Annotated in this window: 21 protein-coding genes; 18 read left to right on the plus strand and 3 right to left on the minus strand. The window is 56.2% G+C overall.

The features are described from left to right. Nucleotides 1–164 precede the first annotated feature (164 nt). From ACW4LP_RS01650 to ACW4LP_RS01680, 7 genes are all read left to right on the plus strand, one after another. On the plus strand, nt 165–2,408 hold the full coding sequence (locus ACW4LP_RS01650; protein WP_455803403.1) for an NlpC/P60 family protein: 2,244 nt from the start codon (nt 165–167) through the stop codon (nt 2,406–2,408). A 16-nt stretch (nt 2,409–2,424) separates the two neighbouring features. After that, nucleotides 2,425–3,570: a glycosyltransferase family 4 protein gene (locus ACW4LP_RS01655; RefSeq protein ID WP_455803404.1), complete on the plus strand. Its 1,146-nt coding sequence runs from the start codon at nt 2,425–2,427 to the stop codon at nt 3,568–3,570. Nucleotides 3,571–3,573: 3 nt separating this feature from the next. Continuing rightward, the gene (locus tag ACW4LP_RS01660; RefSeq protein WP_455803405.1) at nt 3,574–6,534 is read left to right on the plus strand and encodes a TOTE conflict system archaeo-eukaryotic primase domain-containing protein; all 2,961 of its coding nucleotides are present in this window, start codon (nt 3,574–3,576) and stop codon (nt 6,532–6,534) included. A 252-nt stretch (nt 6,535–6,786) separates the two neighbouring features. Beyond that, complete coding sequence (locus ACW4LP_RS01665; RefSeq protein ID WP_455803409.1) at nt 6,787–7,089, plus strand: type II toxin-antitoxin system RelE/ParE family toxin; 303 nt, start codon at nt 6,787–6,789, stop codon at nt 7,087–7,089. Next, nucleotides 7,082–7,369 (plus strand): addiction module antidote protein, encoded by a 288-nt coding sequence (locus ACW4LP_RS01670; protein WP_302808557.1) that lies wholly within the window; start codon nt 7,082–7,084, stop codon nt 7,367–7,369. Before ACW4LP_RS01665 ends, ACW4LP_RS01670 begins: the two co-directional genes overlap by 8 nt. Before the next feature lie 196 nt (nt 7,370–7,565). Further along, a complete protein-coding gene (locus tag ACW4LP_RS01675; RefSeq protein ID WP_241520696.1) occupies nt 7,566–8,375 on the plus strand; it encodes an ABC transporter permease in 810 nt (269 codons plus the stop codon). Beyond that, on the plus strand, nt 8,365–9,114 hold the full coding sequence (locus ACW4LP_RS01680; protein ID WP_302012136.1) for an ABC transporter ATP-binding protein: 750 nt from the start codon (nt 8,365–8,367) through the stop codon (nt 9,112–9,114). The genes ACW4LP_RS01675 and ACW4LP_RS01680 overlap by 11 nt, the downstream gene beginning before the upstream one ends. A gap of 11 nt (nt 9,115–9,125) precedes the next feature. On the opposite strand, the gene ACW4LP_RS01685 is transcribed toward ACW4LP_RS01680, so the two are convergent. Together ACW4LP_RS01685 and ACW4LP_RS01690 are read right to left on the minus strand one after the other, a co-directional pair. Next, on the minus strand, nt 9,126–10,259 hold the full coding sequence (locus tag ACW4LP_RS01685) for a CDP-glycerol glycerophosphotransferase family protein (protein ID WP_302012138.1): 1,134 nt from the start codon (nt 10,257–10,259) through the stop codon (nt 9,126–9,128). Nucleotides 10,260–11,106: 847 nt separating this feature from the next. After that, on the minus strand, nt 11,107–11,337 hold the full coding sequence (locus ACW4LP_RS01690) for a hypothetical protein (RefSeq protein WP_114539862.1): 231 nt from the start codon (nt 11,335–11,337) through the stop codon (nt 11,107–11,109). Between the two features lie 788 nt (nt 11,338–12,125). Between ACW4LP_RS01690 and ACW4LP_RS01695 the strand changes: the two genes are divergently transcribed. From ACW4LP_RS01695 to ACW4LP_RS01705, 3 genes are all read left to right on the plus strand, one after another. Then, entirely contained in the window at nt 12,126–12,416 is a 291-nt protein-coding gene (locus ACW4LP_RS01695) for a helix-turn-helix domain-containing protein (RefSeq protein WP_302012139.1), read from the plus strand. Next, entirely contained in the window at nt 12,413–13,339 is a 927-nt protein-coding gene (locus tag ACW4LP_RS01700; protein WP_173113757.1) for a reverse transcriptase family protein, read from the plus strand. The genes ACW4LP_RS01695 and ACW4LP_RS01700 overlap by 4 nt, the downstream gene beginning before the upstream one ends. 77 nt (nt 13,340–13,416) lie before the next feature. Further along, nucleotides 13,417–14,379 (plus strand): hypothetical protein, encoded by a 963-nt coding sequence (locus tag ACW4LP_RS01705; RefSeq protein WP_417003657.1) that lies wholly within the window; start codon nt 13,417–13,419, stop codon nt 14,377–14,379. Nucleotides 14,380–14,494: 115 nt separating this feature from the next. Here ACW4LP_RS01705 and ACW4LP_RS01710 read toward each other — a convergent pair whose 3' ends face one another. Beyond that, a complete protein-coding gene (locus tag ACW4LP_RS01710) occupies nt 14,495–15,910 on the minus strand; it encodes a hypothetical protein (protein WP_417003658.1) in 1,416 nt (471 codons plus the stop codon). A gap of 200 nt (nt 15,911–16,110) precedes the next feature. Here ACW4LP_RS01710 and ACW4LP_RS01715 point away from each other — a divergent pair, with 200 nt between their 5' ends. The 8 genes from ACW4LP_RS01715 to ACW4LP_RS01750 all read left to right on the plus strand — a co-directional run bounded on the left by ACW4LP_RS01715 (nt 16,111) and on the right by ACW4LP_RS01750 (nt 24,448). Further along, nucleotides 16,111–16,815 (plus strand): IspD/TarI family cytidylyltransferase, encoded by a 705-nt coding sequence (locus ACW4LP_RS01715; RefSeq protein WP_114539856.1) that lies wholly within the window; start codon nt 16,111–16,113, stop codon nt 16,813–16,815. A 3-nt stretch (nt 16,816–16,818) separates the two neighbouring features. After that, on the plus strand, nt 16,819–17,841 hold the full coding sequence (locus tag ACW4LP_RS01720; protein WP_330036899.1) for an alcohol dehydrogenase catalytic domain-containing protein: 1,023 nt from the start codon (nt 16,819–16,821) through the stop codon (nt 17,839–17,841). Nucleotides 17,842–17,862: 21 nt separating this feature from the next. Next, a complete protein-coding gene (locus ACW4LP_RS01725; RefSeq protein ID WP_455803406.1) occupies nt 17,863–19,107 on the plus strand; it encodes a CDP-glycerol glycerophosphotransferase family protein in 1,245 nt (414 codons plus the stop codon). Nucleotides 19,108–19,110: 3 nt separating this feature from the next. Beyond that, nucleotides 19,111–21,012 carry a glycosyltransferase family 2 protein gene (locus tag ACW4LP_RS01730; protein ID WP_227069994.1) on the plus strand — a complete coding sequence of 634 codons (1,902 nt, stop codon included), beginning with the start codon at nt 19,111–19,113 and terminating at the stop codon, nt 21,010–21,012. A 378-nt stretch (nt 21,013–21,390) separates the two neighbouring features. Continuing rightward, the gene (locus tag ACW4LP_RS01735) at nt 21,391–22,647 is read left to right on the plus strand and encodes an O-antigen ligase family protein (RefSeq protein ID WP_417003659.1); all 1,257 of its coding nucleotides are present in this window, start codon (nt 21,391–21,393) and stop codon (nt 22,645–22,647) included. Beyond that, nucleotides 22,607–23,368, plus strand: a complete 762-nt coding sequence (locus tag ACW4LP_RS01740; RefSeq protein WP_417003660.1) for a HEPN domain-containing protein — start codon at nt 22,607–22,609, stop codon at nt 23,366–23,368. The genes ACW4LP_RS01735 and ACW4LP_RS01740 overlap by 41 nt, the downstream gene beginning before the upstream one ends. Before the next feature lie 205 nt (nt 23,369–23,573). Further along, nucleotides 23,574–23,918 carry a hypothetical protein gene (locus ACW4LP_RS01745; RefSeq protein ID WP_417003661.1) on the plus strand — a complete coding sequence of 115 codons (345 nt, stop codon included), beginning with the start codon at nt 23,574–23,576 and terminating at the stop codon, nt 23,916–23,918. A 281-nt stretch (nt 23,919–24,199) separates the two neighbouring features. Further along, entirely contained in the window at nt 24,200–24,448 is a 249-nt protein-coding gene (locus ACW4LP_RS01750) for a hypothetical protein (RefSeq protein WP_455803407.1), read from the plus strand. Nucleotides 24,449–24,540: the final 92 nt, after the last annotated feature.

A 24,540-nucleotide genomic window follows, 5' to 3' on the forward strand; every position in this document is an offset into this window, starting at 1 on the left:
GTAATTCGCCGAGACGGTCGCTCAACGTTTGCCAAATGCATCGATTTTATCGGTTGGACAGGTCTTCCCTTCGCGCTATAATGCGGGCTTCAAGGCAAAAAATTTGCCCTGGTTTTGCGCACTCAAATGCGCAAACGCGAAACGACAACTACTGAGGAGGCACGATGACTTCACCGAGGGAGGCAGTATCTATTCTTACTGCTGCGGCTCTAGTCGTTGCCCCTGTGGGCGGCGTGGCCGCAACGTACACCACCGGTTATGCCGACAACGGCGACGGGCACACGGTTAAGGACGACCGGGATCATGACATTCCGGCCAATTACGAGGAAGCGCTTGTCTGGATCAAAGAAGGCAAGACCCTCTATAAGTCTTGCGTTGACTATATGGCGGGTCATGCCGACAAGTTCGGCGGCCTGACCGAGGCGCAGCGCGCCGAGTTGTGGAGCCTTGCGGTCGATGATGAGCCGACGGTGCCGGAGTCCGAGATGACGGCGGTTTCTGAGCCGGAGCCCGAGCCTGTTCCCGCTCCTGTGGAGACCACGCCGGAATCTGAGGAGCCTGCAAAGACGCCTGCGCAGCCTGAAACGCCGGATGTGGAGGAGCCGGTCGTTCCCGAGGTGCCGGCTGATCCGGACAATCCAGAGAATCCGACTGCTCCTGTCGACCCGGCCGATCCCGTTGATCCTGCGGAGCCTACCGATCCTGTTGAGCCCGTAGAGCCGACCGAACCTGGTGATCCGGTTGATCCTGTCGAGCCCACTGATCCGGCCGAGCCTACCGACCCAACGGAGCCGACCGATCCTGTCGATCCTGCCGAGCCAGTGGATCCCGTCGATCCTACCGATCCTACCGATCCCGAGCAGCCTGCGGAACCGGACGAGCCGATCATCGATACGGATAACCCGGTCGATTCCGGCCAGCAGAGGCCCGGCAACGCCGGCGGCGTCACGGACGAGTCGCACACGGCCGCCGTCATCAAGGGGCAGACTCAGACGCCGCTCAAGCAGGTGGCCGTCACGGTGCCCTCCATCTCCTTCACGCATATCGACAACTCGTCCTATGTGGCGCGCCACTACAGCGAGGATCTCACGACCGAGAAGTTCATCTCGCTGGTGGGCGAGTCGGCCCGCACCATCGCCGCCGAGAACGACCTGTACGCGTCGGTTATGATCGCCCAGGCCATCCTGGAATCCGCCTCCGGCAACTCCACGCTGGCTCAGGCGCCGAACAACAACCTGTTCGGCATCAAGGGCACCTACCACGGCAACTCCGTGCAGCTGCCCACGCGCGAGGACGACGGCACCGGCGCCACCTACACCATCATGAGCGACTTCCGTCAGTACGAGACGGTGGACGAGTCGCTTTCCGACTACGCCGACCTGCTCAGCCATTCCATGGGCGATTTCTACGCGGGCGCGCGCAAGTCGAACTCCGACAGCTTCGTGGACGCCTGCGACTTCCTCGTGGGCCGCTACGCCACGGACATCTTCTACTCCGAGAAGCTGCAGGACCTCATCGAGACCTACGACCTCACCCGCTTCGACGTGCCACTGACCTACGAGCTGGCCGACACCTTCGTGCTGCCGGTGAAGGACGAGGTCACGGGGCTGGATAAGTACCTCGATCCGGTGACCGACAAGGTGGAATACGAGGCGCTCGTGGCCGAGTACCGCGATTACGTCGCCCGCACGAGCGAGTACCAGCAGGCGCTCGCCGAGTGGGGCCAGCAGATGGCGGCGGCCGAGGAGCTCTACCACGTGCCGGTGTATCTGGAGAAGCCCTCCATGCCCGCGGCGGACACGCCGATGCAGCAGCATCAGGATGCCATCGACGCCGAGCGCTTCGAGGGCTTCGATACGCTCATCGCCACGGGCCAGCCCCTGCCGGTGCGCGAGGCCCGCACGCTGAACGACCTGACCGCCTGCGCGAACTCGTTCCTCGGCGTGCCGTATCTGTGGGGCGGCACGACCCCGGCCGGCTTCGACTGCTCGGGTCTGGTGCAGTACTGCTACCGTGAGGTGTTCAACATCGAGCTGCCGCGCACGACCTACTACCAGTGCGAGGTGGGCGTGGAGGTGCCCTTCGAGGAGTTGCTCCCGGGCGACCTGCTGTTCTTCGCCGACGGCGGGGACGTGCACCACGTGGCGATGTATCTGGGCGACGGCTACTATGTGGAGGCGCCGCACACGGGCGACGTGGTGAAGATCACGGCCATGAACGACAAGCTGCCCGATTTCGCGAAGCGCGTCGTGGACGTGCGGGCCATCGATATGAGCGAGTTCTCCGACGAGCAGCTGGCGCAGTTCGTGGAGCGCGAGAAGTACCTGCAGGAGCGCGAGCAGCGCCTGGGCGTGACCGACGAGACCTTGGCCGAGCTCACCGAGTGGCTCCGCGGCCTCGAGTTCTAGGCTGCATGCGCGCCGCGTGGGAGTAACTCTGCGACATTTCCTGGTGCTGGGCCTCCTTGCCTTCGTCGTGACGTATTTGTGCGTCCCGTTGGCACGGAGGCTCGCCCTGCGTTTGGATGCCGTCGACTACCCGAGCGCCCGGCGCGTCAACAAGAAGCCCACGCCGCGCATGGGCGGCGTCGCCATGGCGGCGGGCATCGCGGCGGCGCTCATCGTGGAGGTGGCCGGAGAGTACTTCTTCGGCTGGGCCGGGTTCTACATCCACGGCACCGATCGGGCCATCAACCACGCCGGCGTCATGTGCGGGCTGCTCACCATCGTGTGCGTGGGCGCCATGGACGACGTGTACTCGCTGAAGCCCAGCGTGAAGTTCGCCGGGCAGATTCTGGGGGCGACCATCATCGCGGCCTCGGGGCTTCTGCTGTCGAGCATCGCGAACCCGCTCGGCGCCGGGTTCATCCAGTTCGGCTGGTGGTCCTATCCGCTCACGGTGCTGTACCTCGTGTGCTTCATGAACGTCATCAACCTCATCGACGGCCTGGACGGCCTAGCTGCGGGCATCGCGGCCATCGCGTCGTTCTTCCTGTTTTTGATCGCCTTCGGGCGCGGTTTGGAAGAGACGGCGATGCTGTCCATCATTTTGCTGGGCGTGACGCTCGCGTTTCTGCGCTACAACTTCGCGCCGGCGAGCATCTTCATGGGGGATTCGGGCTCGCTGCTCTTAGGCGCCATGATCGGCGTCATCTCGCTCATGGGCGTTATGCGCTCGCCCACGGTCATCGTGCTGGCGGTGCCCCTTGTGATCGCCGCCATCCCCATCGCCGACACGGCGGCGGCCATTATCCGCCGCGTGTACCACCATCAGCCCATCCAACAGGCCGACCGCAAGCACTTGCACCACATGCTTCTGCGCAAGGGCTACGGCGTGCGCAAGAGCGTGGTCATCGTGTACGCCTGGACGGCGCTCTTGGGCGTGGGCGCCTGGGTCATGAGCAGCACTCACGGTGTTGCGGTGTGGGCTATGATCGCCATCATGCTGCTGGGGTCGTTCTTGATACTGTGGCGCCTCGGCATCTTCGACCAGGTTCTGCGCCACCACTACCACGGCCGCCACACCCGCCAAGAAGACAAGCCCCGCTGGTACGGCAGGCACGGGCGGTAGGGAATGGAAGAGCTGTCCAAATACGCGCTCTTTGATGGACGGCTCTATACGTGCCTCGAAATGATTCCCCATGTTGGGGACGGCTCGGTGTCCGCAGTTGTGGTGTGCGAATCACCCGAAGGCGAGCGGCGCTATGCAACGGGCGAAGAGTGGTCTCGCGCGTCGCGGGCATTCGATGAAGAGGCGATTGCCCAAGGTCTGGTTACGGCTGCGAGCCCGGCTTCTGACAAGTTAAGGTTGTTCCGAAGCCTGTTCAAGGGTCGCGAGGATGTGTATGCCCACGGTTATCGGCGCAAAGATGGAGGCATTGCCTATGCGCCTGCTTGCGCTAACGAGTGGGTTCGCGGTGTGTGCCCGAAATGCCAGAATGTGCGAGCGAAGTGCGCTGATTGCCCATCGCGGTCGTTCGCGCCGCTGGGCGATCGCGAGCTGATAGACCATTTCAAAGGACGCGATCCTTCCTTTAAGGGTGTTGTAGGTCTTTATGTCCTCGATAGCGAGTGCAAGACATCGGTTCTCGTAGCCGATTTCGACAAAGCGGGATGGCAGAAGGCGGTCTCTGCCTATCGGGATGCGGCGGAGCGCCTGGGGGTGTCGGTGGCCGTGGAGCGGTCGCGCTCCGGTAATGGCGGCCATGCCTGGGTTTTCTTCGATGAGCCCATAGCAGCCTCCTTGGCGCGAGATTTGGGAAGCGCCGTCATAAGCGAGGGTATGACTCATGACGAATCGCTCTCGTTTTCCTCCTACGACAGGATGTTCCCAACGCAGTCTACCATTCCTGCGGGAGGTTTCGGAAACCTGATAGCGCTGCCTTTTCAGGGCGCCGCTCAGCGCCAAGGGAACTCGGTATTCGTGGACAAGGCGTTCGAGCCGTACGAGGATCAATGGCTCTTTCTCTCGAAGGTCGTGAAAGTAAGCGAAGAGAAGGCGAAAGAGGTGGTGAGGAGATGCGCTGGAGGCCCGTTGGGTGGATTGGCCTATGGGCGCCAGATAGCGCGCTCCGGTTCGGATGGTGAGCCGTGGAAACACCCCAAGAGAGCCCTATTGACCTCCAAAGACTTTCCCCCGATGGTTCATATCGTCAAGGCGGACATGCTCTATGTTTCCAAAGAGGGGCTGTCATCGGCGGCGCGCAATCGGCTGCTGCGGCTCGCCGCCTTCGGCAATCCGGAATTCTATCGTGCCCAGGCCATGCACCAATCGGTGTTCGGGAAACCGAGGATCATTTGCCTTGCCGAGGAGCGCGGCGGGTATATCGCGTTGCCGCGAGGCGCTGAGAAGAAGCTCGTCGAACTTTTAAAAGAATCCGGCGTTCCTTATCGAGTAAGCGACGAACGCTTTGCGGGGTCCGGTATTCGGGTGAGCTTCAACGGCGAGTTGCGGGACAGTCAATTGGAAGCAGTGGAGCGGTTGCTCGGGTTCGAGAACGGGATTCTCTCGGCTCCTACGGGGTTTGGAAAGACCGTGATAGGGGCTGCCGTCATAGCGCGGCTCAAAATGCCGACGCTGGTGATCGTGCCGAAAACGGCCCTCGTGCCCCAATGGAAGGAGCGGCTCAGCGAGTTCCTTGATATCGACGAGGAGCTACCACCGCTGCTCACTCCGACCGGTCGCAAGAGCCGTCGGAAGCGATCGCTCATTGGACAGATCGGCGGAGGGAAAAGCGAGCGGGGTGGGATCGTCGATATTGCCACGTTCCAATCTTTGGTTGAAAAGGATGCGGAGGGTTGTCCGAGAGCGAAAGACTTCGTTAAGGAGTATGGGCTCGTCATCGTCGACGAGTGTCATCACGGTGCAGCGCCGCAGCTCGAGCGCATCTTGAAGGCCGTGAACGCACGCAATGTCTACGGGCTGAGTGCTACGCCGAAGCGTGCTGATGGGCTGGAAGGCATTACCTATCTGATTTGTGGGCCGGTGCGCGTTCAAATCGATCCTAAGCAGCAAGCCCAGCTGCAGAATTATCGGCGAGTTCTCCGGCCGCGCTTTACGGGCGTGCGGTTGCCCGATTTGGAGGCGGGTGCGTCGTATTCCCAAGTGTTGGAGAAGCTTTGCGCGCACGACAAGAGAAACGCTCTGGTCGTTGAGGACGTTCGTGAAGCCGTAACGGCCGGGTGCACGCCCTTGGTGGTGTCGAAGCGGAAGGATCACGCCCGAATGCTCCATCACGCTCTGCGCTCGCTCGGCCTTGATGCGAGGCTGTTGGTCGGGGAGGGCACGCCCAAGCAGAGACGCGAGGCCATCGAAAGGGCTAAGCGGTCCGAAGATGGCCAGCCCTTCATTCTGGTAGCGACGGAGAGCTATCTGGGAGAGGGCTTCGATATGCCGCAGCTTGATGCGCTGTTTTTGACGACGCCCATATCCTGGGACGGCAACGTCACCCAGCAGTCGGGTCGGCTGCATCGCGAGTTCGAAGGCAAGACAGAAGTGATCGTCTACGACTATGTGGACGTTTCGGTTCCCATGCTCGAGCGCATGTACAAGAAACGATTGAAGACCTACGGGAATCTCGGCTACGAAGTGTGTTCGCCGGCAGATGAGGATGAAGGGGTGAATGGAGGCTCCTTTGTTGGGCAGAGCGATTGGCTTGGCCGGTTCGAAGCGGATATCCGCAAGGTTAAGCGCTCGATTCTCGTGAGGGCCCCTTATGCGAGTGAGGCAGCGGTGAAGAAGCTCCTGCCTGCGCTGCGGGATGCATGCGAAAGAGGACTGAAGGTGACTTGCGCGGTGCGAAAGCGCCAGGAGAACGAGCGGTCGGGTTCCAGAGATACCGCCGCTGACACTCTGCTCGGAGAGGCTGGTATTGAAACTACTTGGTTCGAGGACGGACCGACGCGTTTGGCGATTATCGATGACGCTCTCATTTGGTACGGTTCTCTGCCGCTGCTCGCTTTCCCGAAATCCGACGATTGCAGTCTACGTCTGCACGATGCAGAACTGGCGGCGGAGTTGAAGGACGAGCTGTGACGCGAATTAGATGGACGAAGTCGCGTTGATATGTAATGGGGATGCTTCTGCCCTTCTCCCTGTTGGCATTGCATAAAGGGTAATTGTACGTTGAAAATAGAACAAATGTATGGTAGTATTCCAGCAAAGGCTGGGCTTGCCCTAACTCGATGAATCGAGGACAGTCTCAAGGTCGGATATCGCTTTAGAGCGCAAATTCCGTCTTGACATTAGTATCCTATAAGATACAATAAGGGGTGAGCAACTGCGAGGATTGTCAAATCTCCGCGTTATGAGAAATGGGCGTCTTCTCTCAGGGATCGCAATGTGATCGCGCGTATCAATGCGCGGATCCTTCAGATCAAGCACTATGGGGCATTGACGGGGGATTGGAAAGCGGTAGGCGATGGAGTATTCGAGTTGAGATTTCATTTCGGAGCTGGATATCGCGCCTATATCGCCCTTGAAGGCGCAGCCCTCCTCCTGCTGCTCGTTGGAGGCACGAAGTCGTCTCAAACGAAGGACATTAAACTCGCCAAGGAGATCTACGAGTCGTGGAGGCGTGACTATGAATAGCGAATGGATAGAATGGGATCCATCGTTGGATGTCAATTCCAGCGAGGACGTTGCTGCGTTTCTCAATGCCGTCCTAGAGCTGGGGGATCCAGCGATTCTGCCAGATGCGCTCGGCGTTATCGCCCGATCGCGCGGCATGAAGGCTATTGCCGAGGAAACGGGCCTCGGACGCGAGAGCCTTTATAAATCGCTGAGCAAATCGGGCAATCCGCGCTTCAGCACTGTTGTTAATGTGCTTGATTGCCTTGGATTCAGACTTCAGGTCGTGCCTGCTGCTTAGGGCAATCGTCGAAGGGGAAGCAGTTGTTTTTGCCAGCTGCCGCTGTTGTAGGCGGCGTATAGTCCCTGCAATTCGGAGAAGTCGGAGACTGGCGTTCTCATCCTGCGGTCGAACAATCGCGTATGGGTACTGTGATGGCGGCGAAGCAATGGTAGAATAGAGGCTCGCTGATTATCGGTTGCGAGAAACGAGGATCGTGGGCACGCTCTCGGAGATACTCAAGGAACAGTGGCAATGGCGCAAGCAAATCTTGAGCCTGGGGCTGTTCGATCTGAAGAAAACGTCGGCGGGCGCGGTACTTGGCCCCCTGTGGTTCTTCGCGAAGCCGGCGGTGTACATCCTGGTGTTCTGGTTCGCGCTCGAGGTTGGGCTGCGCAGTGCTGACCAGACGGGTTCCGATGTCCCCTATATCCTCTGGCTTATGGGCGGCCTTGTTCCCTGGTTCTACATTCAGGAAATTCTCGGCACGGGAATCAATGTTTTCAAGCGCTACTCGTATTTGGTCACGAAGATTAAGTTTCCGCTTGCGGGCATTCCGACGATCTTCAGCATTTCGACGTTCGTCGTTCAGCTGGGGCTTGTGGTGGCGCTGCTTATCGTTTATTTCCTCTGCGGTTTGCCGTTGGATCTGTATTTGCTGCAATTGCCGGTGGCCCTTGTGCTCATGTTCGTGTTCTTCAATATGTTCTCGCTTGTGACAAGTTTGCTCTCGGCCATCAGCAAGGACTTTATGAACTTGATGAAGACGCTCTCGACGCCTCTCTTTTGGTTGTCGGGTATCATTTTCAACGTGTTTAATCTGGGAATTCCCGTTATTGAGCTCGTTCTTATGCTCAATCCCATCACGTTCATTGTCACGATGTACCGTTGCGCGGTGTACGACAAGATGTGGATTTGGGACAAGCCGGAGGCCATTATTGGCTTTGTCGTGGTGTTCGTCGTCACGCTGCTGGTCACGCTGGTGATCTACCGGCGCACGCACGAGGAGGTGGCCGATGTCCTCTAGCGCCGAGGCGCCCGTCGCCATCAAGTTCGACCATGTCACGAAGACCTACAAGCTGTACGAGAACGACCGGCAGCGGTTTTTCAGCATCTTCAGCAGCCGCGACAAGCGCAAGCTCATTACCAAGGTGAACGCCAGCAACGATCTCTCCTTCGAGATTAAGAAGGGGGAAGCTGTGGCGTTTCTCGGGCACAACGGCGCGGGAAAATCGACGGCGCTGAAGATGATTACCGGTGTGACGTTCCCAACTAAGGGTGAGGTGATCGTGAACGGCACGGTTAGCGCGCTTCTGGAGCTCACGGCTGGTTTCGACATGGCGCTCACGGGGCGCGAGAACATTCATTTGCGCGGGCACGCCATGGGGCTCGATGCGGACGAGATTGCCGCACTGGAGCCCAAAGTGGTGGAGTTCGCCGATCTGGGCGTGTATATCGATCAGCCGGTACGCACCTACTCGTCGGGCATGAAGTCGCGCCTGGGCTTCGCTTTCGCCGTGTCCAGCGATCCAGAGATTCTCGTGGTGGATGAGGCGCTGTCGGTGGGGGACAAACAGTTCCAGCAGAAGTGTTTCGCCCGCGTGCGCGAGATCATGGAGGACGAGGACGTGACGGTGCTCTTCGTCACCCACTCCTCATCGGCTGCGCAAGAGTTCTGCACCCGCGGCATCGTGCTGGACAAAGGCACGAAGAAGTTCGACGGCTCCATCCAGGACGCTATTGCGTTCTATGAGAATCACGAATAGGGCTCAGCGGCTTAGGAATTTTTCTCGCAGGACGTTGCAGCGCTGATGATGGCTTCGCAGATCGTCTCCGTGCACGACGCGCTTTTCGGCAGCGTGACATTGGCGTTTTCGAAGACACGGTAGGCTTTTGCGTCGAAATCTTTGTTCTCGATGGCTTTCATGATTGCATTGGGATCGCCTGTGAACAGGGCGGGGACGTCGTTTTCAAAATCGATGGTGAGGCCGCGCTTCTCGCGGTAGGTGGCCCAGTCGTAGGCGTACAGGTAGACGGGGATATCGAGTAGGCCGGCCTCGTAAATGACGGTGGAGTAGTCGCTGATGATGGCGTCGGCCACGAACAGAGCATCGAGCTGGCCGCTAGGGATGGTGACGACGCGCGGGTCGTCGATGACCTGCTTGCTCACGGGGTGCGGCTTGTAGACGAAGTTGAAGCGGTCGAAGTCGACAGCATCGATGAGCGCGGCCGCGGCCTCGGCCTCGTTGGCGGCCGGCTGCTTGCGGAAGGTGGGGCAGTAGACGATGGTCTCGCGCCCGCGTAGCTGCGGGTGGGCAGTAAGGATGGCCTCGCGCTGGCGGTTGCGGTGAGCCTCGTCCAGCAGGAGATCGACCCGGGGGAGGGGCGCCTCGAAGAGTTTGCTCTTATCGGTGTTGAACGCGGCGGCGAATTCGTCGGCGAAGCTTAAGGACGAGGTGGCGATGGCGTCGTAACCCTCATGCATGTGCATCAGGCGCGCCGTCGCCTCGGAGTGCCCCTCGTCGGTGCCGAAGGCGGTGTAGCCGAACCGCTTCATGTTGCCCAGGGAGTGCCAAATTTGGATGACAGGCACGCGGATGCGGTCGTGCAGAAGCCCGACGACGATGCAGTAGGAGTCCAGCACCACGGCGCGGCTTGTCGCGATGTAGTAGACCTGGCGAACCACCTCGAGCAGGTAGGTCGCTGGATTGCGCAGCTGCTTGGGAAGAATGATGACTTCCCAAGCCGGGTCGCGGCGCTCGCAATAGTCCTTAATGAGTCGAAAGTCGATCGGCGCGCTATCGCTCTGCCGGCTGATGCACGCGATGCATTGCCGTTGCGGCAACAACGAGCACAGCGCATAGAGCGCCGCCAGAAGAAAAGTTGCTATGCCAATGACGATCTTGCGCACTAATCTGCTTTCCTGGTTCTGCGGTGATGCGTTATTCGAATGCTAGATATTCTATCTTAGATTGTCGAAGCAGAGTTGATCATTGGCAATGTGGCTGCAAGGATGCTAAGAGACCTTCAAGTCTTTCAAGTTACCGCAATTGTCCTATTATAGATTACCGCGTAAGCAAGAGAGGGAATCTATAATAGGTGCGACGCCCGTACTCGCTGACGGTTGGTCTATTCACTTTATAACGGAGACATATGCGGGAGCGAAGCGGTCGGTATCGGGCAATATCATGCGGAGCTAGTCCAATCGCGCATTCTCGTTCGAGCTGCGTCCGTTTTCCGGATAAGGATGGTGGCTCAATGACCGATATTTGCTATTAGCGTACTCGTTGAAGGCTTGATAGGACGTGCAGAGCAGGGGCAAGTGAAGTAATAGTACTTTGATCTCAGCGCTCAAATTGTACGATCCTTCTGAGTGGTATACGGTGACTCCACTTGAGTCTTGCTGGGCGTCGTTTATTTCTTCCAGAAGGGTTGGATGCGCGTCATGCACGAATCTACCATGAAGACTTGCAAAATGTTTGGCAGTATCCGATCCGTACAGATCCTTAGCGGCGAGTTCGTATGGGGGCGACAAATCAGCATCTATTGCTGCAGCTCGCTTCATTGCGTCTGCCTGGTTTCTCCTGCGATCCTTGTGCTTGCTCGAGATATATTCGAGATCTCCTATTGAAACGTGAGACAAAATAGTTGCCGCTCTCAAAAGCTGGTCTTTGAAGGTGATGGGGACGTCTCAAATTGTCTTGAAAACTGGATGCAGATAGTCCATGATCAATGTTGGTGTTGCGTCGGAATCGACATCAGGAAGTACTTCTTCCCATGCTAATAGTTAAATAGCGAACGTAGAGCTGCAACGATCTAAACAGGGCTGTATTGTGCTTCCTCCAAAGTGTCGTGTATTCTTCGCAAAAGAAGTCGGAGGGTACCTGATAGAAAGGTATGCGTACGTTCTCGATTCCGATGGCGTAAGCGATCCCGGCTTGCTTCTGCAGGTTGCAAGAAACGTTGGTAATGAGCGCTTCTTTGGTCATGCGATTCCTTCGGTTTTGCGTTTCGAATATGAAAAAGATGCCGTCATGGGAGGCTGTCAGAATTGATGTACCATGGAGCGCTCGGTGTTGCGTACGGAAATGTATTCAAGAAAAACGGCCCCGAACGCGGGCGCTCGGGGCCGATAAAGCTCTGGCATGAGCTTTTCTTATCGACGAAATGTTATAGAACCATTGACTAAAAGCCTAGTGTTTTCGATCAGCTTGTGGATCAAAATATGTGAACGCTCTCGAACGGGGAACGGGGGCAACTCTGCCATTGTATGCTACTTGCGAAATTTTGTCGCAAATAGCGAAATGATATGTTATACTCCCAATCAAGGTCGTCACCTATGACGGGTCGGCTCCCATCCATTGGGGCGTCTCTGACGCCCGTGGGGCTTTGCCCCAGCCACTGCTTCGTGCACACCGCCCGGCGCTCCGCGCTGGGAGCGCGCGGAGCGCAGAAAGCCGGGTAGGCCGCTTCTTGTGGACCCCTCTCTTCTCTGGGAGGCCTCGCGAAAAAAGTATTGTCGTGCGAGGCGGAAGGGAGCGATTCATGGGAATCTGCGGACCTACTACAGGAAGCACCGAGACGAAAGGAGAGGAACGGCAGGGCAAGCGAGTCTCGCTTCGTGCCCGAGTAGCGCGCTTTATTTTAAATAGAGCCGATCTGCTCGTTGCGATTATCAGAATCGTGGTGGCCATGAAGAGCCTGTTTTCCTCGTAGAGCTTCGATTTTGGTAAAGGCCTGCCTGGCATTCGTGAACGTTCAAAGAAACGAGGACGAGATGATCGGTACTGCCTTGAGGAGAATACGTCTCATTTTCGATTACTCTGCTTCGGAGATGAGCTCTATGCTGGGTATATCCAGAAGCTATCTGTCCGAGATCGAAAACAACACGAAGCAGCCTACCATGCGAATTTTGGAGCGCTATGCCGATGTGACTGGCATCAAGTTGTCCTCTATCATGTTGCTGGCAGAGCAATACGACGGGGGTTCTAATGAGGCCAAGGCGAGGCTGCTCACCTCTAAGGTTCTGAATTCCGTGATCGAAAACATGGCGGTGAACCTCCGATGAAGAAGACGGTCAGACAATATCCTCTTCAGAGAAGCCCCATCTATCGCCTGGGAAGGAGGCGAGATCTTGAAGAGCTATTGTATATGCAAAAGGGAGATTCTCGCCGCGTCAAGTGTTTCTCAGAATACAACATTTTTGACAAAGAGAAGTCTTCAGGGGGAAGCAGAACCATCGAGGCTCCATGCAGCAAGATGAAAAAGTGGCAACGTCGAGTATGGGATTTGATGGCTCGAATCGAAAAGCCCGACTGGGTGATATCTGCGACCAAGGGAAAGTCTTACAAGGACAATGCCTCAAAGCATCGGTCTAATGGCTATGTTATGACAATGGACATCAGCTCTTTCTACCCAAGCTGCGTTCGGGAGTACGTGTACCGTCTTTTTCGCGAGAGGCTTGAATGCTCGCCAGATGTGGCGCAGTGCTTGACAGATATTTGCACGTATCAGGGAGGGATACCCACAGGGAGTCCGGCAAGTCAGGCAGTGGCGTACTTTGCCTATGCAAAAATGTTCGAGGAAATAGAGGACCTCGCTCGTACATACGGGTGCACGTTTACTCTCTATGTTGATGACATGACCTTCTCCTCACAGGACAACTTCTCCTGGAAAAAACTCGCCTATGAGGTCGATGGCGTTCTGCACAAGTATGGACACCGGGCGAAGGGATCCAAAACGAAGTATCGTCTTCCCGGTGATTTCAAGATCGTAACAGGTGTTTGCCTAGCACCTGATGGTGCATTGGTCGCGCCTAACAAGTTGAGAAGCAAGATAGTCGGTAACACGCGGAGTCTGAAAGCGAGTGGCGACTTAAGCCTGCTGTCTCGAATACAGGGGCAGATACAGGCTGCGGACTACGTAGAGGGGAGGAGAACCTTCCCGGGGATTCGAAGTGAGTTGGAGAGGATTGCCGAGGCGGCTCTGTAACGATTAGGATGCCATGGAGGGAATGAAAAAGACCTGAGAAATCGGTAGGGTCGCCAATCGGGAAGGATGGAACTCGTATGGATTCTTGTACGAGCTATAAGGCAAACGAATCAGATGACTGGATTGTGAAGTTGGTTGCTGAAGGGCGGTATTTTGGTTCGAAATATGGCCCCGTGATGAGGAAGTGGATCCTTTTATCCGGCGCTTTGACAAGTGTAGACCAGCTTTTTGACGTATATCTCTGGAACTATAGGCAACTGACTCATGGCATTTTGATGTTTGATAGCGGGATCGTTGACGGAACGACCGACAATGGTACGGGTATGGCTGATAGGATTACTGTCAATGCTTATGCGATGAATTATGTTTCCAATGGCGTTAACCTCGTTGAGTTCCTAGAAGCGTTCTGCAATGCAGCCAAAAAGGATGGATACGCTGAGGCCCAAGTCTTTATCGATGATCTTCGTCGTGAATACGACGGCAATTTTAATTATGCGCTGGCTCACACTCTTCGAAATCACGCCCAGCATGGCCAGCTTATAGTTTCTCTTTGTCCAGACGATAATGATCGCCAGCATGCTGGTTTTGATTTATATCAATTGCGAAATCCGATATTTTTTACTAATAAAAAGTTGTTTGAAAAAAGAATTGATATATATCAGAAAATTATCGAAAGTGTCTGCAGTGGTTCTGTGAAACTGTCGTTTTACTGCGAAGTAACGGCGATTCACGAAAGCATCTGTCAACTGACGAGCAATTTCATTGATGCTGTCTCTCGCTACTACGAAGATTGCAGCGGGGAGATCGAAGAGACGTATAAGTTATTGCCGGAATATGTGATTCGGGATGGCGGGGGTGGCGTCTTTTCGATATTCATCGACGACCAGACCGACGACTCTGAAGCGCATTTATTGATAGGGGATCCAAAAGAGATGCTGGATTCGTTTCAGACTTTGCGAAAGCGTGTTCTCGAAGAGCTTCAACTGGCTACTCAGGAGTATGAAGAGATGCGCAAACACTTGAAGCCGTTAAATCGGTAGAATAAAGATGGTGCAAATGATCGATTGTCATCGTGGTTCGGGAGTGCGGGAATAATGGCACTCGTAAAATACGGCGGACGGCTAGCTATGCCGCGATAGTTTGCTTCGATTGGTTTTACCCATGAGTCTCTTTGATGAGCGAAGCGTCAAGAAAGCCTCGAGGGTTTGAGGCGAGTTCTTCAAAGTGGTATGAAATGGATTCGATCGACATATCGAGTTCCTTGGCTACTGTTGAAGCTTCCTCCTCTCTAGAATTCTCGGAAAGCACGATTACCGTTCCGTCAACGCCCCAATATGCGAAATAAACACATCCTTTCAGATCATGCTTCATCAGGTGCGACTGCAGCTTCTCTCCGCCCGGATGATATCTGCCGACAAGCGTCCTCGTCGCATCTTCTCCTCCCTGGCAAGCGAAGCCTCTCTGCTGGTTCAGAGGACACCATCCGTTAACTGCCAAGGAAGCCCATCGTTTTGTCGTGATGTGTGAAACTTGGATGCTCTGGGATCGGCTGATGTTGTATTGCCGGAGCACGAAAGCTTCGGCGGCATCGAAATAGCTATATACGTCCAGAAGATATGTTCCACAGTATTTTCCGTATAGGGTGCTTGACCGAATCTCTAACGCTGTGAGCATCTCTGCTAACTCGTAGATATAGCCATCTTGGAAGGAAACCAGACAGGGTGCGTGTCCTTCTTCATTCATGGGGTCAATTGTGAACTCAGGGTATGTTTCGATGAACTCATCGTAAATATCCGACACTTTGTCATACGCACAAGCGATGCTCTCTTCATCTGAAAGCGGACGGTCAGACGTTGTCTGCATCAGCCCAAAGGTTCGCGGTTTCTTGAAGGGGAGAACATGGTAAGCGATTCGCTCGGCTTGTCGGATCCACGAGGGTCGATAGGTGTCCTCGATGAGCGCGAAAGTGTAGAACAAGATCAGCAGTGCCGTATCTTGCTTATATCGTTCGGGCATTGATTTTCGGCAGAGCTTGTCGATGGCAAATAGCTGCTTTTCCATCAGAGGCGATCTAGGCGAGCGGTCTTTTCGGAACATCGGACTTTCAGCCAAGATGTAAAACAGCACGGTCATGGCGAGGATGATAAACTCCAGCGAAACATCTCCGACGTCAGGAATCAGAGATCGCAAGGGGTCATTCCCGATTGCCGTAAACAGATACCAAGACAAGAGGAGCGAAACTGCGGCTTGGGCAAAGACCATTGCAAGGTTAGAGCGAACGGTTCGGCGCTTTAACGTCCATGCCAAAATGCGGAGGATCCAATAGGTTCCTCCGGAGATCAAAAGATACGAGAATTCGAAACGGAAGCCAATAAAAAAGCAAATGAGACCAAAGGAAGCAAGAACGACGACGGGGGCAATGATGCGAAAGGCGATGTTGAATACTGAGCTCTTGCCGAATTCGTCGTCGAAGAGATCGTTTTGATAGGACTGCTGAATGTGCCTTCCACCTAATTGGTTGATGAGGAAAAAAGCAATGATGCCGAGGGCGGGAAATAGCAAAATCAACATATGAGCTCCTTTTTTGCGTTTGAGAAATCTATTTTATACCGGAACATACAACTATCAGCTGCCTGAAATAGGTTTTCACAAAGTGCCGCAATATGCGACTGTCGTGGAACGTCAGTCCCGATCTTGGGCGAATGGTAGAATTGCAGACGTAACAAGATCCGTGGCGTCTTGGGCGCTGCGTGTTGACTAAAGGAGCGTACATGCAGTTTGCTGCTATTCTTGCGGGAGGGTCGGGGGTTCGGATGGGGAACCCTAACAAGCCGAAGCAGTTCTTCTATCTGGGCGACAAGCCCATCCTCGTTCACACGCTGGAGAAATTCTGTGCTGCCGGATGCTTTGACGGGATTCTCGTGCTGACGCCGGCAACCTGGGTTCAGCAGACGAAGGACATCATCGCCAGGCATTGCCCGCAGTACGCCGATGCCGTCAACGTCATCGCTGGCGGTGCCGAGCGCAACGATACCATCATGAACGCCATCCGCTACTTCGAGGACGAGTGCCAGGCGGACGACGCCTCCATCATCGTCACTCACGATGCGGTGCGGCCCTTCGTCTCGCTGCGCATCATCGAGGATAACATCGCCGCCGCTCTCGCTCATGGCGCCTGCGATACCGTCGTGCCTGCCACCGACACCATCGTTGAGAGTCTCGACGGCGAGCTCATCTCTTCTATCCCGAACCGCAGCGTGCTCTACCAAGGCCAGACGCCCCAGAGCTTCAATATGCGCGAATTGCGCGAAACGCTGGAGTCGCTCACTCCTGAAGAGAGCGCCATTCTCACTGATGCTTGCAAGGCTTTCGTTTTGCGCGGCAAGAAGGTGGCTTTGGTGCGCGGCGACGTGTCGAACATCAAGATCACCTATCCGCAGGATCTGCGCGTGGCAGAAGCGATGCTGGAGGCCTAGCCGATGCTGAATACCGTCTATCGTCTTACGGCCCCCCGAACTATCGAGCCGGTTGTCGTATCTCAGGACACCACCGACAAGGTCATCGTTCGGCCGACGCACCTCTCCATCTGCAACGCCGACCAACGTTACTACCAGGGAACGCGTAGCAAGGAGGTACTGGCCAAGAAACTGCCCATGGCGCTCATCCACGAAGGCATCGGCCGTGTGGTCAGCGATAACGTAGGTACGTTCCAGCCCGGTGATATCGTCGTTATGCTCCCCAACGCCCCCACCGAACAGGATGAATTTATCGCTGAGAACTACCTTCGGTCCAGCCGGTTCTGTGGCAGCGGTTTCGATGGGTTCATGCAGGAGAGCATGGTTCTTCCGCCGGAGCGCGTGGTGCTACTCCCGCAGGACGTGAATTGCGAGGTAGCGGCTTTTACCGAACTTGTGAGCGTGGCCACCCACGCCATCTCCCGCTTCGATAAAATTGCCCATGGCCGACGCGAGCGCATTGGCGTGTGGGGCGATGGCAACATGGGCTACATCGTCTCGCTGCTTCTGCATACGCGGTACCCTGATGCGAAGATCGTCGTGTTCGGTCGCAACGAATCGAAGCTGCACGACTTCACGTTCGCCGACGAGACGCATCTGGTCGACGACGTGAGTGGCGTAGAACTCGTCGACCACGCCTTCGAATGCGCCGGCGGCGAGGGATCCGTCGCCGCCATCGAGCAGATCATCGACCGCATCAACCCCGAGGGCACGGTGTCGCTGCTCGGCGTCTCCGAGAACAACGTGCCCATCAACACCCGCATGGTGCTCGAAAAGGGCTTGCGCTTGTTTGGCAGCAGCCGCAGTGGTCGAGAGGATTTCGAGGCCACGGTGCAGCTCTATCACGAGCATCCAGAGGTGCTTGACTATCTCGCCGCTCTCGTCTGCAGCGTGAACGAGACCCGGCAAATATCGGACATTTCGGCGGCCTTCGAGGCGGACATCCGCAAACCCATGGGCAAGACGGTCATCCGCTGGAACATGTAGGGTCATCCAAGCGAGGAAACGATGAACGAGATCAGTGAGAAGAAGCCGCTTTTGGCGCGAGTGAAGGGCGCCGTCCTTCATCGGGTGCGCCAATGGGCAAAGGATTTGCTTCTCTTCCGCATCCTGCCGGGCGAGTACCGCCGCGCGGCCAAGCGGCCCATCCAACCGGGGAAGGTCGTCTTTCTGGAAAACAAGGAACCGGCCGTCCCTGAAAGCTTCGAGGTTCTCTACGAACGTCTGAGTCGCGTGCCCGAACTCGACGTCGAATTCATTTCGCTCGGGGAGACCCGCGTGAGGCTGCGTCAGTATTACCGCAACTGCATCGAGGCCGTCCGTGATCTCGCCACTGCCCAGTGCATCTTTCTGAACGACGCTTCCAACGTCGTAAGCTGTCTGCCGCTGCGAGAGGGAACGAAGGTGGTTCAGCTGTGGCATGGGTGCGGCGCTTTCAAGAAATGGGGTATGAGCACCGCCGATCTCATCTTCGGCGGGTCTCGCGATGAGATTCTGCGCCATCCGTTCTACAAGAATCTCTCGCTTGTCACGGTGAGCAGCCCGGAGGTCGTATGGGCCTACGAGGAGGCTATGGTGCTGCAAGATGAACCCGGCATCGTGCAGCCGATGGGCGTGAGTCGCACCGATGTATTCTTCGACGAGGCATACTTGAAGAAAAGCCGCAACAAGCTGCTATCCGTAGTCCCCGAGGCGAAGGACAAACGCGTGATCGTGTACGCCCCCACCTTTCGGGGCCGAGTGGCCCATGCAGAAGCGCCGACTGCCCTCGACATCGAGGCCATGAAGCGTGCCATGGGGGAGGATGCGGTGCTTCTCATCAAACATCACCCCTTTGTGCGCGAGCTGCCCGCCATACCGGAGAGTTGTCATGATTTCGCCTTCGATGTCACGCACGATATCGCCATCAATGAGCTTATCTGCAGCGCAGATGCGGTGATCTCCGATTACTCCTCGCTTGTGTTCGAGTATTCGCTTTTCGGCAGGCCCATGGTGTTTTTCGCCTTCGATCAGGGCGAGTACGCTGATTGGCGCGGCTTCTACTACGATTACGACGCGCTCACCCCCGGCCCTGTCTGCACCTCGACCGAAGAGGTGGTTCAGGCGATTGCGGAAAGCTCCGAGAGCTTCGATTCGTCCGAGGTGGATAAGTTCCGCGACCGCTTCATGGGCGCGTGCGACGGCCATGCGACGGACCGCATCATCGAGTTCGCGCTCGGTCGGGAGATCCTTGAGAAGTCGTTGAAGGGATAGCCAATGACCGACCGCGAGCCATATTCAGATCGTCGGCCTGCGGCCTCCGTCGTCGTTCCCGTGTACAACAAGGCTCCGCACTTGAAAGCGTGCTTCGATTGCCTGGAGCGCCAAACCATCAGCAAGAGCGATCTCGAGGTTCTGCTTATCGACGACGGCTCGACGGATGAGTCCCTTGCGCTCTGCGAGGCCTTCGCCGCAGAGCGTCCCTGGGTGCGCGTTATCGCGCAGTCGAACGCCGGCGTCTCCGAGGCGCGCAATGCGGGCATCCGGGCCGCACGTGGCCGCTATCTCTTCTTCCTCGACCCGGACGACTCCTTAAGCCCCGAGACGCTGGAGAATGTCTCGAAGTTTTTCGAATCATGCCCCGAGGAAGTGGAACTGGCTACCTATCCCATCGTGTCGATTCGCGACGGGAAGCGCCAACGGCTGCACCACCGTTACGATGTACTGCGAGAGACGGGCGTCTACGATTTGACGCTTCCGGAAAACGCCACGATTGCCCAAGCCACCATGAACGTGGCCGTGCGCAATCGCTTCGACGGGAATGTGCTCTTCGATTTCGCGCCCGCCAATGGCGTCATCGTGCACGAGGACGAAAAGTACTGCACCGATGTGCTCCAGCGCAGCATGCAACTGGGCTTCTGCGCTGAAGCCGAATACCGGTGGATGCGCAGCGACGAGGGGGCATCCACCGCGCTGCGCCAGCCGGAGCGCCTCTATGGCAACAACATCGCGTTGTTCGAAGATTTTTTCGGCCGCTACGGCAACGAGGTGCCCCTCTATATCCAGGGACTGCTCGTGAACGATCTCTCGTGGAAGCTGAAGGCGGGCATCGCGCTGCCCACGCACTTGGAGGGCGCGGCCTACGATAGGGCGCTGGGCCGACTAGGGAGCCTCATGGAGCGCGTGGACGACGATCTGGTGCTGAGGCACCCCAATCTGCGGGAGGAGCATCGACTGTTCGCACTGAGCCTGAAGCGCCGCGAACCGTTGCGCTGGCGTGTGGCTCCCGGCGCTCTTGCGGTGTTGCGGGGCGACGCCCTCGTGTTTGCTGCCGGCTGCGCAAGCGCGACGCTGACGCGGATTGCCGTGCGCGATGGCGAGCTGCACGTATCCGGTACGCTGAGCTCTCCGTTCTTCGCCGGTTGGGGAGGGGGCGTGGAATTGCTGCTGCGTCGGCGCCCCCGAAAGGCCGATCGCGGCGGCAGCGCGGACACTCTGGTGTTGACGGAGGCCGTGGAGGGCTGTCCGACGGCAACGGTGAGGCTGGGCCGTTCCTTCCAGTTCAGCTTCGCACGCGACTTGGGCGAGAGCGAGGATATCTGGCTCGAGTTGCGCCTGGGCGGGGCGACCATTCCCCTGGCATGGTCGGTAAAGGTATTGGCGAGGTCGGCTCATGCACTGCGCAACGAGCGTATCGTTGGCTCGTGGCGGGTGCGGACGGATTTGGACGGATCAAAGATAGTGGTGGACCGCTTAGAGGGGATGGCCCTTCGGGCAGCTTTGGAGCAGCATGACGGCCGCGTGCCCCGATGGAAGACCCGCCTCGATCGTCGCCTGATCCGACGACTATCGGCGGGCCCCGATATTTGGCTTTACTCCGATGGATCCGATGCCGGAGACGAGGCGCGGATGATGTTCGAGCGTGACAGCCTACAGAACGACGGTATCGTGCGCTACTATGCCGTGCACTCCGGGCAGGCGATGCCGCGTCCTGGCGTGCACGGCAAGACCGTGCGCTTCGGCTCGCGACGCCATAAAATGCTCTTCTGTGCCGCCAAAAGAATCATTACCCCTGCAGCAGATTTCGCCACCTACAGCCCCATGCCAGAAAAGAGCCTGCTGGATTTTGCTGATCTGTTCAACGGGGAAGTGAAAACGGCGTCTGCAGACCCGTTGTAGCAAGCGTAAGACGCACTGCTCGCTGCGCGCTAAAAGATCATTGACGACGACCCCGGGATTGGGTGCCAACCGACCATCCGATAACCTGTCGGAAGAACGGATGCTGCGGAAAGTAGCGTGGCCTTTTATGCGTCGGGGAAGTAAATTGGATAAACTTCCCCGACGCTCCTTTCTCTGCCTTGCGAACAGACGTAACGCCTTCGAACTTCTTCTGCTTTTGTGCTTGATGGGGTGTCTGCTGTCTCTGATAGCCCTTGCGGATATATCATTCGATAGACCAGCACCTATTGGGGTCTATTGCGCAACACAGGAAGGCGAATTTTGGAAACGAGGCATGAAGATAGAGAATCGGGATCGCGGTCTAACGGGTCGGGACATGTGGACGAAACCTTAGCGCGTCCCAACGTGCGCTCGCGTCGTCCCAGTGTACCCGGCTACGTGAATCGTCCTTGCGCGGACTGGCGCTACGTTCTCATGTTTGCGTTGCTCCTGATTCCGTTTTATCCACCGACTGGTTTCTTCAATGCGTTGGTACTGGACTATAGTTCCGTTCTCCTGGGTTTACAAATATTTGCTGCGATCGTCACACTCTTTTTAGGGGCGGTTAGAAAGCGACTCGATATCTTCTCGGGCATCGCCCTTGCGATAGTGGCGGTCATGTTTCTCTCGACGTTTCTGAACGAGGGCTTCGGTCGGGGATGGATTTACGTGCAATGCTTCCTCGACTGGATGCCCCTAGCGGTAGCTGTGCTGATGGTGGGGTATGCTCGACAAAGGCATATGACGGATTTTCTGATCGCGCTTCTTGTGGTCACCGGGTTTCTCTCCATTTGCAATACCGTATCTATTCTGGCCTTTCCCGATGGGTTCAACTTCGGCGGTCGTGAACCGTTTAATTTCTTTGGCCACAAGAACTCGTCGATCGATATCGTTCTCCCCTCCATCGTCTGCTCGTTGCTGCTCGATCGTCGGAAGGGACGTCGTCTGTCTGCGCGTTCGGTGATGTTTGCGGCTATTGGTTGCGTTCAGTTTCTCGTTTCGTACTCCGCCACATCGGTCATTGCGATACTGTTCTTTTTCATCCTGCTCGCACTCTGCAGATTGCCCCGCATTGCCTCCTTGGTCAATGGATTTAGCTTGTTGGGAGGTTATGCCGTTACGGTTGTATTGCTGATGGTGGTGAAGGTGCAAGAGCTGTTCGCCCCCATCTTGGTGGGCGTTTTGGGAAAGACGACAACTTTCACGCTGCGCACTTTTGTATGGGAAGGCGTGCTCTCGATGATGGCGCCTGGGCATTTGTTGCTAGGTTATGGTGCAAGTGTTCGATTCGCTCTATTCTTCAATGATTATCTTTACAATAACGCACATAATTTTTTTCTACATGTTTTAGTGTCTGGCGGCCTCATTGGCGTTGTCTTGTACTGTATATTGATTCTTCTCGCTGCGAGTAAGATGGTTTCTGCGCGTGTGGGCTCTACCGTTGTTTTGTCTGCTTTTGGTTGTCTTCTTGTCGTCGGGCTTATGGAATCGCTTATTACGATTACCTGGCCTCTTGTACTTGCCTTGGGCTATTACGGAGTAGAGGGAGAACGCTATGTGGCAGGGCATGGCGATCACGGGACGGTGCGCAATTGACGGCATTGCGGATTGCTCAGGAAATGCATTTAGTATCGCAGGAAGTATTGGTATGAGCCTCTTTGCGTCTTTCGGAAACGAACTAAGCTATGAAGATGTAATACAGCTTGATGGAGCTTTCGCGGCGACCCACGTTAACTACGGCAAAGCTCCCTTGTTCAATGGCGCCCCTCATGAAGATAGCAACTGGGAGTCGAGAAAGGAATTCATCTTCTCTTCAGGTTTATCTATCGAGGAAACGGTGGAACGTATTCGCTCAGTTGACGGAACCGCTACCGATTTTGGCGTAGCGGAACGTACGGCGCTTTGGAGGGATTACTGGCTTGAGTACATTAATATCTTCAATGTGTTGACAGGCACCCATCCAGATTCAGTTGCCACTGTCTTTGTGGGAAGGCAGGCTATTGAGGTTGGCTTCAAATATCTATTATTCAAAAATACGTACCATTTCCCCAAAACTCACGATCTTGGAGTCTTATCGAGAGAATTCCTCTCAGCCTATGGTGTAGGTGGGAAGTATTTGGAATATGTAGATGACTTCTGTGTCCTGTATTGCAAATATCTGGAGGGCGGAAATCCCGAGTATTTTAGATTTCCTGAATATAAGTCGAACAACTATTTTGCTGGCACCTGTCTGGACTTGAAATGGTTGTGCCGCAACTTTGCGCTAATCTTGTTAAAGCTTATCCACTTTGATCGGCTCGATGCGGTTTTCAAATAGAGCCCGCTCCAGTCCAGTCCTATTCAAGTTCGTTAAGCTGGGGCTCGTGGAAGACCTTAGCATCGTTGCTGTTGGAAGCGTGCTTCACTCTATGGTTTCGAGATATATGGCACGGAGGTGCGGACATTTTTCCGTGCTACTAAACAGCTAATCCGATACTAATCCTATACTGGTTTGGACTCAGACAACCCAGTGATTGCTTAGGGTGTTCTTCATTATAGGTGCCTACGCCAACATTCGGGGCACTATCCTGCATTGGCCCCAAGCTTTCGTCCGCGCCTCCAAATACGTAGCCCTCTTCGCGCTCCTGCTGTTGCCGTTTTTCGAACCGGTGGGCCTCAGGCATGTGATATCGTCCATCTTCGGCACGAAATATCTCGTCATGCAGGTCGTCGCAATCGCCGTTATCGCCGTGCTGTACGTCTTTCGCACGCCAAGGGACAAGTTCGGCCTGCTTGTCGTCGCCATTGTGTCATTCATACTTCTCACGACGGCGGCGAACGAGCGCATGAGGCGCCTGCGGATTTATGCGAAGTGGCTCTACGATTGAGTGCCCGTTGCGGCGGCCGTGCGGCTGACCGCCTACGCGCGCTATACCGGTTCGGGAATAATTTGCGAGCTGTTGTGGCTCGTCATGGTGGTGCCGGAGTTTTCCCGGTGGTCAACCTGGCATCCGTTTTCCTGTGGCAGCGCCTCATCGGCCCCCCATGCCCGCGCCATGCTGAACTTCTACGGGCATAAGAATTCGTCCATTTACGTGGCGCTGCCATCAGTGGGGCATCGCTGGTGCTGGACGTCCTCGCTGGGCATCGATGTTCGGTGCGATCCGCCTTGCTGTATATCGTGGCGGTGCTGCAGTGCCTCATCTCGTACTCCGCCGCATCGGCGGCCGCGCTGTTCGTGTTGGCTGCCTTTATGGTAGTCGTGCGGTTCCGGGGCGTGCGTCCCTTCGTGAACGGGCTGAGCTGCCTAGGCGTGTGCGGAATTCTGTCGCTGTTCATCATGGTGTGGCCTGTGCAGGGGGCTCTTCTCGCCTCTGATCGAGGGCATACTGGGAAAGACCCTGACGTTTGTGAGTAGTAACCCTCTCCGGTACCAACAATCAGCAGAATCTGGTACCGCCAGTCAGCGGGCTTGGTACCCTGGGTAAGATAAATTGGTACCGCCGCCCA

Source organism: Adlercreutzia sp. CNCM I-6215 (assembly GCF_977072315.1).

Bases quoted from the DNA above. Each gene is read 5' to 3' on its own strand.
- ACW4LP_RS01650 (WP_455803403.1), top strand. From the start codon at position 165: ATGACTTCACCGAGGGAGGCAGTATCTATTCTTACTGCTGCGGCTCTA.
- ACW4LP_RS01660 (WP_455803405.1), top strand. From the start codon at position 3,574: ATGGAAGAGCTGTCCAAATACGCGCTCTTTGATGGACGGCTCTATACG.
- ACW4LP_RS01670 (WP_302808557.1), top strand. From the start codon at position 7,082: ATGAATAGCGAATGGATAGAATGGGATCCATCGTTGGATGTCAATTCC.
- ACW4LP_RS01680 (WP_302012136.1), top strand. From the start codon at position 8,365: ATGTCCTCTAGCGCCGAGGCGCCCGTCGCCATCAAGTTCGACCATGTC.
- ACW4LP_RS01690 (WP_114539862.1), bottom strand. From the start codon at position 11,337: ATGACCAAAGAAGCGCTCATTACCAACGTTTCTTGCAACCTGCAGAAG.
- ACW4LP_RS01695 (WP_302012139.1), top strand. From the start codon at position 12,126: ATGATCGGTACTGCCTTGAGGAGAATACGTCTCATTTTCGATTACTCT.
- ACW4LP_RS01700 (WP_173113757.1), top strand. From the start codon at position 12,413: ATGAAGAAGACGGTCAGACAATATCCTCTTCAGAGAAGCCCCATCTAT.
- ACW4LP_RS01705 (WP_417003657.1), top strand. From the start codon at position 13,417: ATGGATTCTTGTACGAGCTATAAGGCAAACGAATCAGATGACTGGATT.
- ACW4LP_RS01710 (WP_417003658.1), bottom strand. From the start codon at position 15,910: ATGTTGATTTTGCTATTTCCCGCCCTCGGCATCATTGCTTTTTTCCTC.
- ACW4LP_RS01715 (WP_114539856.1), top strand. From the start codon at position 16,111: ATGCAGTTTGCTGCTATTCTTGCGGGAGGGTCGGGGGTTCGGATGGGG.
- ACW4LP_RS01720 (WP_330036899.1), top strand. From the start codon at position 16,819: ATGCTGAATACCGTCTATCGTCTTACGGCCCCCCGAACTATCGAGCCG.
- ACW4LP_RS01725 (WP_455803406.1), top strand. From the start codon at position 17,863: ATGAACGAGATCAGTGAGAAGAAGCCGCTTTTGGCGCGAGTGAAGGGC.
- ACW4LP_RS01730 (WP_227069994.1), top strand. From the start codon at position 19,111: ATGACCGACCGCGAGCCATATTCAGATCGTCGGCCTGCGGCCTCCGTC.
- ACW4LP_RS01740 (WP_417003660.1), top strand. From the start codon at position 22,607: ATGTGGCAGGGCATGGCGATCACGGGACGGTGCGCAATTGACGGCATT.